This is a genomic window from Rhizobium sp. P40RR-XXII (assembly GCF_012641405.1).
Classification (GTDB): domain Bacteria; phylum Pseudomonadota; class Alphaproteobacteria; order Rhizobiales; family Rhizobiaceae; genus Rhizobium.
Genome location: NZ_JABAII010000033.1, coordinates 26,835 through 36,948, shown reverse-complemented (window position 1 = coordinate 36,948; position 10,114 = coordinate 26,835). Strand labels below are relative to the sequence as shown.

At 57.0% G+C, this 10,114-nt stretch carries 9 protein-coding genes; 3 read left to right on the top strand and 6 right to left on the bottom strand.

The genetic code is table 11. The features are described from left to right. Positions 1–135: 135 nt before the first annotated feature. Positions 136–846 carry a GntR family transcriptional regulator gene (locus tag HGP16_RS32915; RefSeq protein WP_168844128.1) on the bottom strand — a complete coding sequence of 237 codons (711 nt, stop codon included), beginning with the start codon at positions 844–846 and terminating at the stop codon, positions 136–138. 337 nt (positions 847–1,183) lie between these two features. On the opposite strand from HGP16_RS32915, the gene HGP16_RS32910 reads away from it, so the two are divergent. Further along, positions 1,184–2,578, top strand: a complete 1,395-nt coding sequence (locus HGP16_RS32910) for an MFS transporter (protein ID WP_168844127.1) — start codon at positions 1,184–1,186, stop codon at positions 2,576–2,578. A 584-nt stretch (positions 2,579–3,162) separates the two neighbouring features. Next, on the top strand, positions 3,163–3,867 hold the full coding sequence (gene traR, locus HGP16_RS32905) for a transcriptional regulator TraR (protein ID WP_168844126.1): 705 nt from the start codon (positions 3,163–3,165) through the stop codon (positions 3,865–3,867). A 3-nt stretch (positions 3,868–3,870) separates the two neighbouring features. Here the strand turns inward: traR and HGP16_RS32900 are convergent, their stop codons facing one another. Beyond that, positions 3,871–4,179 carry a transcriptional repressor TraM gene (locus HGP16_RS32900; RefSeq protein WP_168844125.1) on the bottom strand — a complete coding sequence of 103 codons (309 nt, stop codon included), beginning with the start codon at positions 4,177–4,179 and terminating at the stop codon, positions 3,871–3,873. Between the two features lie 288 nt (positions 4,180–4,467). Between HGP16_RS32900 and HGP16_RS32895 the strand changes: the two genes are divergently transcribed. Then, entirely contained in the window at positions 4,468–4,734 is a 267-nt protein-coding gene (locus HGP16_RS32895) for a helix-turn-helix domain-containing protein (RefSeq protein WP_168844124.1), read from the top strand. An 86-nt stretch (positions 4,735–4,820) separates the two neighbouring features. Here the strand turns inward: HGP16_RS32895 and pepT are convergent, their stop codons facing one another. The 4 genes from pepT to HGP16_RS32875 form a co-directional block, all read right to left on the bottom strand. Further along, positions 4,821–6,092 carry a peptidase T gene (gene pepT / locus HGP16_RS32890; RefSeq protein ID WP_168844123.1) on the bottom strand — a complete coding sequence of 424 codons (1,272 nt, stop codon included), beginning with the start codon at positions 6,090–6,092 and terminating at the stop codon, positions 4,821–4,823. Between the two features lie 144 nt (positions 6,093–6,236). Continuing rightward, positions 6,237–7,472 carry a CapA family protein gene (locus HGP16_RS32885; RefSeq protein WP_168844122.1) on the bottom strand — a complete coding sequence of 412 codons (1,236 nt, stop codon included), beginning with the start codon at positions 7,470–7,472 and terminating at the stop codon, positions 6,237–6,239. Between the two features lie 88 nt (positions 7,473–7,560). Then, on the bottom strand, positions 7,561–9,234 hold the full coding sequence (locus HGP16_RS32880) for a dipeptide ABC transporter ATP-binding protein (protein WP_168844121.1): 1,674 nt from the start codon (positions 9,232–9,234) through the stop codon (positions 7,561–7,563). Next, entirely contained in the window at positions 9,231–10,106 is an 876-nt protein-coding gene (locus tag HGP16_RS32875; protein WP_168844120.1) for an ABC transporter permease, read from the bottom strand. The genes HGP16_RS32880 and HGP16_RS32875 overlap by 4 nt, the downstream gene beginning before the upstream one ends. Between the last annotated feature and the right edge of the window lie 8 nt (positions 10,107–10,114).

Below are 10,114 nucleotides of genomic sequence, written 5' to 3'. Positions count from 1 at the left end.
ATGCGCTATCCGCGCCCACTGTTCGTCCCGAAGGATCAGACGATCCAAAACACCCATGACTGCCTCCAAAAGACAGTCTTGAATCTGATTTGCTCAGCCTTGGAAACCCAAGAGTCCACACCTCCTAAGGCCTGTTCAGATATTCTTCTGCTTTCCAAAGACGATGCCGAGATAGGTGTCGCCCGAGCGGACAACGTGGTTGCGCATCAAGCGCTCCGCCAAATCGGCATCGCCGGTGACAATCGCTTCAGCGATGCTTGCATGCTCGCTGAGGGCCTTCTGCCGCTCAGTGGGGTCGAGGTGAATAATGCGGCGAATGCTTGCATCGTAAAACTGCTGGCGCTCGATGAGTTTCGCGAGATAGCCGCAGCGAGAGCTGCGATGGATATGATCGTGAAACGTCTCGTTCAGCGCGATCAGCCTATCGGCATCCCCGGATGCGGTTGCCGTTTCCATGATATCGACGGTCGCAAGAAGCTCGGCCCCTGACGCTTTATCGATGCGTTTCGCGGCCAAATGCGCGATCATTGATTCCAATGCCGCACGTGCAAGGATCATCTCCTCCGCCCATTGGGGGCTGAAACGGATGGCGACGCCTCGACGAGGCAGGGTCTCGACAAGTCCCTCCGTTTCGATCTGGCGCAATGCCTCCTTGATTGGTGTCGTACTGACGCCGAATTGCTCGGCCAGGTGCCGCTCGTTGATCCTCTCGCCGGTGGCGAAGGCGCCCGAAAGGATGGCGCTTCTGATCGCACGATAGACATGATCGCGCATCGTTACCTGAAAGGCCGGATCGATTTTCTTAAAGGCCGCCTCGCGCGCCACGCCCTGCTTCGCTTCGATCATTTTGAATCTCGTTGACGGGTGCTTGTTATTGTGACATCTGGTATATCAGATTTCAGATTTCTGTCGACATCAGAATTCGGCAACCGAAATCGTTTGAAGGAAGGTTGAGGAGCCTTTGAGGAGGATGCGTGATGCAAAGCTAATTCATCGCCTATTTCAACGACCTAGCGGCGAATTTCTGTCGCACGAGGCACACGTCGGCGAGCCACTGATCATTGAGCGCTAGAACGCTTTAGGCGCCGCGGCTCCCTGTCCGCGGTTGCCATCCTTCTTCGAGTCAGCCGCAGCGGCACGAGCGAACGATGCAGAGCTCCAGATCTCCCGAAAGGTTCCCTAGATGACAACACATATCTCCGAGCCAAGTGGTATACCCCGCCGGGCCGGCTACCAGCGCTTCATCGTGCTTGCGCTTATTACGGTTATCCTGGCTGTCAGCACGGGAGATCGAGCAACACTGTCTGTCGCAGGCCCTGGGATCTCCAAGGATCTCGGCATCAGCGCCGTGAATATGGGCTGGCTCTTTTCGGCCTTCTCCTGGAGCTACTTCATTGCGCAAGTGCCATCGGGCTACATCGTCGATCGGACGGGAGCCAAGGCGGCTATGTTGCTATCTCTAGCCGGATGGTCGATCGCGATCACCCTTGTCAGCGGCGTCGGATATTTCGCCTATCCGGTGGTGGCACTCTACGTGTTGAGGTTCGTGCTGGGACTCCTGGAAGGACCGGTAACGCCGGCCTCTGCCCGCATCATCGCCGCATGGTTTCCCTCGGACGAACGTGGCGTTGCCGGCGCGATCTTCAATTCGGCTCAATATCTGTCGCTTGCGGTCTTTACGCCCCTGATGGGCGCGCTGTTCCACTATTTCGGTTGGGAACATATCTTTTCCGTCATGGGCGTCATCGGATTGGTCTTAGCGCTGATCTGGTGGAGAGCTTATTTCGCCCCCAGCCGCCATCCGCGGGTTACGAAAGAAGAGATCGCCTACATCAAGTCAGGCGGAGCATTGACCGATGTCGGAGGCGAGAAAATCAAAGGCGACCAGGTGCAGGTCTCTACCCGGCAGGTCGCCCGACAAATTCTGACGAATCGCATGCTGCTCGGGATTTTCCTCGCCCAATATTGCATTGCCTCGCTTTCAACCTTCTTCATCTCCTGGTTTCCCAGCTATCTGGTTCAGGAAAGACATTTCTCGATGCTACAGGCGGGATTCGTGGCATCCCTGCCGGCGATTTTCGGATGTATCGGCGGCGTCTCCACCGGATTTTTTTCCGACTGGCTACTGCGCAAGACGGGCTCTCTCAGTCTAGCTAGGAAAATCCCGATCACCATCGGCCTCGGCCTGAGTTCCACGATCATTCTGTGCAACTACACGGATGTAAATACCATTGTCGTTGCGATCATGTGTGCTGCTTTCTTCGGCAAGGGCTTTGGAGCGCTCGGATGGACCGTCGTCGCCGACACAGCACCCAAGGAGGCGATCGGCCTGACTGGCGGTCTGTTCAATGCCGCAGGCAGTATCGGCGGCGTGATCACTCCAGTCGCAATCGGCTATATCATTGAGGGAACAGGCTCCTTTCACGGCGCGCTCCTCTATGTAGGGCTGCATGTCATAGGTGGGGTTATCAGCTATTGGATGTTGGTCGGTCAGATCAAACGGTTCGAGATTTCAAAGCCACCTCTTGATCCCGTTGGCGCAGAGTTCGCACTCGCCAAAAACAGTGATCGTAACTAGCCGCCGCTTTCGATTTTCCTCCGGCGATAGAAACGGTTCGGCATGATCGCTAGGAGATATCCAATTGCCGACGCCCAACCATGCAACGACGGATGTCTTCCCCTACTCAAACCATGAGAATCCGCGTCTGTCTTCTCACGCGAATTGCCCTCATCATGCATGAGATCTACTGCTGACCTCCGCACAGAAAGGGACCCGGTCGCCGCGGCTAAGGCGTTAAGCATTTCCAGCTGCCTGTTCGGACAGCGTTAACGCTGTCCGAATTGTCCCGGTTCTCGTCGGTGTTCTGATCGGGACATCTCTTCGATCGTATCGCCTGCCCCTGTCACAGCTTTCCTTAGCATCGCCGCGTAACGATGCAAACTCATCACTATAGCGGTAACCAGCACAAACCGCCGAGTTTTGACGCGCTGCAGGGGGTCTGCGGTTGCGCACTGTTGTCCATTTATACTGAATGTGACACGCTGCGGTTGGTAGCTGCAGATGATACGCTATCTTCGACGCAGTCTACACGAGGAGGAGAATGACCAACGGTCGGAGCGGACAGCGACGACAAGGACCACAATACGTCAAGGAGAACACGAATGCAGCACTGGCTGGATAAGCTGACCGATCTTAGTGCAATCGAAGGCGATCAACGCGTCCTTGAGGATGCACTTGCGGGCTTGGCCGAACAAATCGGCTTTGGCGGCTATGCCTATCTCAACATCCAGCCCGGCCATGTGCTGGCGATCTCGAACTATCCTCCAGGATGGCGTTCGGAATATTTCGAACGAAGCTATTCGAGGCTTGACCCGGTCGTAATGCGCGCGAAGTCTTCGACGCGAACCTTCACATGGCCCGGTGGATTGGAGAGGTCGCGACTTTCAAAAGCGGAGCGATCGTTTTTCACCCGCGCGGCCGATTTCGGGATCCGCTCCGGCATCACCATTCCCGTCAAGGTGGCCAATGGTGCAACATCGATGTTCACACTCGCCTCGGAGAAGCCAACGATCGACCTCGATAAGGGAATCGACGTCGTGGCTGCAGCGGCGGCGGTTGCGCAGCTTCATGCCCGCATCGCCTTCCTGCGAACAACATCCGCTATCGAGGACATCGCCTATCTTGACCCCAGGGAAGCAACCTATCTTCGCTGGATCGCCGTTGGCAAGACGATGGAGGAAGTGGCGGATATAGAGGGCGTCAAATATAACAGCGTGCGCGTCAAACTCGCCGAGACGAAGAAACGCTTCGATGTTCATACGACGTCGCATCTAATCGCCATTGCCATCCGCAAAAAGCTGATTTGAACCTCAGTTCATCGACGCCTTCGGGATATAGCCGAGAATACTGACCAGCGTGTTCACAACGCTCATCTGCGCGTGCATCTCGATGCTTGCCCCGATAGAATCGAGATGCTGGGCGCCACCGGCCGCTTTTCCTGTTTTGTAATCGTCGGGTAGTGCCTGAAACAATTTGTCGGCCTTCGCAACCAGATGTCTGTGCGCGCGGATGGCTTCGATTGTGAGGGCCTCCAGATCGGCCAATGGAAGTCCCCGCGTGAGCCCTACCAGAGGTCGAAGCTCAATCTTTTCCATTAATGTGGTGACGTTCGATTCCATTCCTCTCCCCCGTCTTAGGCTCGGTAGTGCGTGCCCACTGACAGCGAACCCTCTGCACTCCAGCCGGCGCAAAATCCAAAATGAATCAGGCTTGAACCTGCAGGCCGATGCACTCGGACATTCCTCATGCGGCCCATGTAGTCGCGCTATCCACCCAAGCTGGTCGAAAGACCTATCACTTCTGACATGATCGAACAAACGGAATTCGGGAAACTAGAAGTCGTTCGCCACGCCGTTTGTAGAGAATACTCTGTAGATGAATGCACTGCAAGGCGCATGATTCCAACTATGAATATTCGAGAGATCTTCGCACTGAATCTCAGGACAATGCGAAACGCCAAGGGGCTGTCGCAGGAGGAGCTCGCACACCGCGCGGACGTCCATCGCACTTACGTCAGCTCCCTAGAACGATGCGTCTATAGCCCCACCATCGATATGGTCGATAGCATTGCAAAAATACTTGGCGTAGAAGCATTCGAGCTACTCGTGTCAAAGCGCTTATCCAGCACCAGAAAGACAGTCAAACCGAACTCCGAGCCATCCTCCGACCTCTGATTAGAGGTGACCGAGCCTCACGTCCGGTGCAGATTGATGCGATCATTCTGTTAAATGCCAGGCTTTGTCGGCTTATGATGAGCTCTTCAGCATCCACGCGTTCCCGCCGTCGATTCCGCTGCGAGTATGCATATCATAAGGGCCGTCTCGTAGGATTTTTGGAACGCGGGAACCGGCAGGAATTCGAAACGTGAGTGGAAATTATGAGCGCCGGTAAAGAAGTTCGGCGTGGGCAACCCACGCGCGCACAGCGCCGCCCCGTCGGTTCCACCACGCATCGGCGTGAGCTTCTTTTCGACGCCGAGCCTATCCAAAGCGTTGAACAGAAGTTCGGCTGGGCGGTTGTCGTCCTGGAGGTAGTCCGCGATGTTATGATAGGTGTCGGCGACTTGGTACCGCACCGTTCCTGAAGGATATTGCTTCGCAATCCGGTCCGCAACATCGGCGATACGCTGCTTCCGCGTGTCGAATGCAGCCTTGTCGAAATCGCGGATCATCACCTTAAGACGAGCTTTGCTTTCATTCGCAACAAGGTCCTTGAACCAAAAATAGCCCTCGCGCTTCTGCGTGCATTCGGGCGTTTCACTCCGCTCGAAATGGGAGACGAAGTCGAGAGCCATCAACAACGGATTGACCAGCACACCCTTTGCCGACATCGGATGCGCGCTGACGCCGGTAAAAACAATTTCGCCCGACGCGGCGTTGAAATTCTCGACGACAACTTCGCCGAGCTCGCAGCAATCAATGGTGTAGGCGAATTCGCAAGGGAAGCGGTTGAGATCGAGCGCCTTGGCGCCCAGCAGTCCGATTTCCTCGTCCGGAATGAAGGCGACGAAAATATCGCCGCGGGGCTGCGAGATCTCTAGCCGGGAGAGCAGGGTCATGATGACTGCGATAGCCGCCTTGTTATCCGCTCCGAGAACGCTGGTGCCATCACCGACAATAATGTCCGAGCCACGCCAGTTGCGAATTTCCGGATGCTCGGCAACGCGCAACCAGATGTCTTTTTGCGGGTTGAGGCACAGGTCTTCCCCTTCGAAGCGTATGATCTGCGGCCGGATGACCGGAGAGAGGCCGACATCAACCGTATCGAGATGCGCGATGAAACCGATGCGTGGCGCACCTGGCTGGTTGCCACGCTTTACTCCCGTCACAATGGCGTGCTCGTCGATGACGACATCTTCAACGCCGAGCTCGCGCAGTTCTTGTCCCAGCTGCCTTGCGAGTTCAAGCTGTCCCGGCGAGGAGGGCAAAGACGCTGACGCGGTGTTGCTCTGACTTTCTATGGCAACATAGCGGAAGAACCGACCGATAAGTTCGTCGCGAATGTCTGTCGTTTCCAGTTCAGTCGAATACATGCAATTGCCTCGATAGTCATGAATGGAGTTGATGCATTTCGAAAGGGACTTTCCAGTAAACGTTCCCGCGTTCATCAGCCCCTCCCCGTTGCCGATCGCGGCTGCATTTAGATTTTCCAAACTGGCTCACGCCTAGGCAGCCGCTTAGACGCTGAGAACGCCCATTCCATCTTGTATTTCGATGTGTACGCCCAGATTTGCGGATTGCTTCCTAAATCGTTGAAGAATTCTCTCAGCAGTTTCGCCAGTCGCACGGTGTGGCACCAATCGGCCTTCAAGCAATTGGCTCTTCAATCCCTCCTCTCCGCCGATCACGATGGGATGGAAGTTGATGCCGGTGAGCGTATTGTCTTGGCCGTATGAGCACATGCCGACAACACTCTCCCATACTTCGGTTGCCCGCCATGTCGATTTCTCCGATCGGACATGAAAGATGAAATTGCCGAGGCTATAAAAGATCGGGCGCCGGCGATAGATTTCCATGGGTTGAAGGACCGGTGCGCCATGACTGGCAAACATTGCCGCGCCGGCGTCAATGCAACGTCTAGCAACGGCGCTGACCCATTCCGGCACCTGGTACCAATCGGAAGCCCAGTGGTGGTGATGCAGATAAGCTATGACAAGGCAGCCCTCACTAGCAGCGGCGGCAATTGCCTTGAGATTGCGTGAGATGTCGTGCTCATCGATCTTGACGCTCCGGCCGAAAGATTCGGATCGCTTGAAGATCGCGCGCGCAATCGCGACTTCCTCGTGCGGATCGACAAACGGCGGATCATCCGGCTGACTGTCATTGGTGAGATCGATCGCCGTGTAGCCGACTTTATCCCGCACAGAACGAAGCAGATCGAATACCGCCTGGTCGACCTCAATGCGTTGCGACAAGTCCAGCCGGTTAACACCTGGCCGCTCTGGCCGATTTATGTCTGCATTCGCGGCGTACATAAAGCCTGGTCCAGGACCGCCATCCATCGCGACGATGGCGACACGTCGCCCGGCAATTGCTCCGATGCTTGGCCTCAATGCCTCGGTCTGATTACGCCCGAGCCCCGCATGGAGGAAGCCTCGCTTCTCAACCTCGTCTATGGTGGAAAGCACTCCGGACGGGCCTAGATCGAAGGCATGATTATTTGAAAGCGAAAGCGCCCCAAACCCCATCGCCTGAAGCGCATCCAGAACAACGGGATCGCTACAGCCGAAAAACGATCCTTTGAGCGGCCACCCACCGTAGTTTCCAAGGATCGTTCCCTCGAAATTGGTGAACGAGAGATCTGCTTGGCCGAGCAGAGCCTGAACCTCCTGAAACCCAGGGGCGCGGATGGCGCGAATATCAAATTTTATGAGCGATTGGCCCGTGACGGCCAACGTGAATCTATCAGTCATGTGTCACCTTCTATGGCGGTAAGATGCGCCGATCTCTGGACCGCGGCGGATGTCCAAGCCGAGCCTCCGGCGCGGCTGCAGCCTTTCTTCAGCCTATGAACCGGGCGGGTCGAGCGGCGATGAGCGCGCGTGTGTAGGGATTTGGGGAATGGGAAAAGACGAAGTCGGAAGGCCCGAAGTCCTCGACCCGCCCGTCCTTGAAGATGTAGACGGAACTGCAGAGCTGCTGCACGACGGCAAGGTCATGAGAGATAAAGATCATTGTTATGTTTTGCTCCGCGATGGTGTCCTTCAGCAGCTTGACGATTTCGGCCTGTACGGACACGTCGAGCGCTGATGTAGGCTCGTCCGCAACGATGATCTGCGGCCTCGCGAGCAGCGCCCGCGCGATACAAACGCGCTGCTTCTGGCCGCCGGATAGTTGATGTGGATGACGGGTAAGAAAGCTTCGGGGGAGGCCGAGCCGGTCCATCATAGTCTCGACGTCCGCCGGTCTTTTTTCGAGACGCGGATGGGCGCCAAATCGGACGCTTTCGCGCAATGTTTCGCCGATGGTCATCCTGGGATTGAGCGATACCGCGGGGTCCTGAAAGATCATCTGCACGCGGCCGAGGAGGCCGTTGCGGCGACCGGCCTTCGAAACATCGAATTTGTTTCCCGCGATCGTGACCGTTCCCGCCGAGGCCGCGTCCAGCCCTGCAATGATCCGGCCGATCGTTGTCTTCCCACTTCCGCTCTCGCCGACAATGCCGGTGATGGCGCCAGGCGGCAGCGCGATGGTCACGTCCCGCAACGCAAACTTTACTGTGTTCTTGCCAAACATCCGCGAGAGCCCCTGCGTGGAGAAGGCTTTCGAAACATCCGCTGCGACAAGAAACTTGTTGCCGCCCTTCGCTGCTTCCGGGGAAACGGCCGCCGTGTTATTGGCCGGCACCCCCTCCGTCGCAGTCGATATTCGCAGCCGTGGGACCGCGGCAAGCAGGCTGCGCGTATAGTCGTTTGTGGGCCTATCGAGAATGAGCTGCGCGCGATCCTGCTCCACCACCTGGCCGTTTCTCATGACAAGGACCCGGTCGGTTATCTCCGAGACCACGCCCATGTCGTGGGTGACCAGAATGATGGAAATACCCGTCTCATCGACCAAGGATCGAAGGAGCTTCAAAATCTGCTTCTGGACCGTGGCATCCAGGGCTGAAGTTGGCTCGTCGGCGATAATGATGTCAGGAGAGCCTGCCAGAGCGATCGCGATGACCGCTCGTTGTCTTTGCCCCCCGGAGAACTGATGGGGATAATTGCCATACCGGTCCTGCGGATCGGGAATTCCGACGCGGGCCAGGAGCTCGACAGCGCGCGTGCGTGCCTCGCGCCTTGTGACACAGCCATCGGCCGCCAGAATCGTTTCCTGCACCTGCGCGCCGACGGTCATCAGCGGATCAAGGGAAGCGGTATGATCCTGAAAGATGGCAGATATTCGCCGTCCGCGCAGGGTGTCCCGCTCGTCTGCTTCCATGCTGTCGATGGACTTGCCGTCGAGTTCGATCATGCCGGATATCCGCTGAAACTCTGAAGGAAGCAAACCGAGGACGGCATTGCCCAATGTCGACTTTCCGGCACCCGACTCGCCGATAATTCCGAGGATCTCGCCGCGTCCAAGCTCGAAACTGACGTCGCTCAGGATCGTCATCGGTTCGGACGTGGAGAGACGGCGAAGGCCAAGATTCGTTACCCGCAGCAGCGGTGGTTTTTTAGGCCCGTTCGTCATACTGATCGGCTCCTTGGGTCGAGGCGGCGTCGAATGTCTTCACCCACGAGATTGATGCTTGCGATCAGGCCGAACAGGGCAAGGCCGGGGAAAAGGCTGATCCAGTACTGGCCAGTCAGCAGATACTGGAACCCGTTTGCGACCGTGGAGCCTAGTGACGGCTTGTCGATCGGGACGCCCAGCCCAAGAAAGGACAAAGTTGCTTCGAGGGCTATGGCATGCCCGACTTCGATCGGTATCAAGGTCACGGCCGGCGCGATGCTGTTCGGCAGCAGGTGGCGGAAGATGATCCGCGATGTCGGCAGCCTCATGAGTCGGGCGGCGTCCATGTAGGACTTGTTCGTTTCGCTCAACGCGACGCTGCGCGCCAATCTCGCGTAGGTCGCCCATTGCGCGATGATCAACGCCAGGATGATCCGGTCGATTCCAGGGCCGAGTGTCACGATCGCGATCAGGGCGACCAGGATCGTCGGAAGGCTGAGCTGCAGATCGACCAGCCGCATGATCGCGACATCGGCCCACTTACCGAAATAGGCGGCGCTGACACCGGCCGTCAGCCCGATCAAGGCGGCGATGGCGGCGCTTGTGATCGACACAAGCAGGCTGATACGAAAGCCGTACAAGATACAGCTGACGATATCCCGTCCGAGTCCGTCCGTTCCGAGCAGATAGGGATAGCCGCCACTGCCGGACGCACCCGGAGGGGAGGATGCTTCCCATCCATAGATCTGTAGCGGGTCGTAGGGGTTTTGCGGAGCAACCAAGGGTGCGGCTAGGGCAAGCAGGATATAGGTTGCAAGCAGCAGCATGGACGGCGTCAGCATCTGCCGAGGGGGACGCTTATTCAGCGCCCGGAGAATTTCTGCTTTCATGGCGGTTT

What these genes read in the sequence shown, in the direction of transcription:
- HGP16_RS32880 (WP_168844121.1), bottom strand. Translation starts at nt 9,234, where the DNA reads ATGACGAACGGGCCTAAAAAACCACCGCTGCTGCGGGTAACGAATCTT.
- pepT (WP_168844123.1), bottom strand. Translation starts at nt 6,092, where the DNA reads ATGTATTCGACTGAACTGGAAACGACAGACATTCGCGACGAACTTATC.
- HGP16_RS32895 (WP_168844124.1), top strand. Translation starts at nt 4,468, where the DNA reads ATGAATATTCGAGAGATCTTCGCACTGAATCTCAGGACAATGCGAAAC.
- HGP16_RS32915 (WP_168844128.1), bottom strand. Translation starts at nt 846, where the DNA reads ATGATCGAAGCGAAGCAGGGCGTGGCGCGCGAGGCGGCCTTTAAGAAA.
- HGP16_RS32900 (WP_168844125.1), bottom strand. Translation starts at nt 4,179, where the DNA reads ATGGAATCGAACGTCACCACATTAATGGAAAAGATTGAGCTTCGACCT.
- traR (WP_168844126.1), top strand. Translation starts at nt 3,163, where the DNA reads ATGCAGCACTGGCTGGATAAGCTGACCGATCTTAGTGCAATCGAAGGC.
- HGP16_RS32885 (WP_168844122.1), bottom strand. Translation starts at nt 7,472, where the DNA reads ATGACTGATAGATTCACGTTGGCCGTCACGGGCCAATCGCTCATAAAA.
- HGP16_RS32875 (WP_168844120.1), bottom strand. Translation starts at nt 10,106, where the DNA reads ATGAAAGCAGAAATTCTCCGGGCGCTGAATAAGCGTCCCCCTCGGCAG.
- HGP16_RS32910 (WP_168844127.1), top strand. Translation starts at nt 1,184, where the DNA reads ATGACAACACATATCTCCGAGCCAAGTGGTATACCCCGCCGGGCCGGC.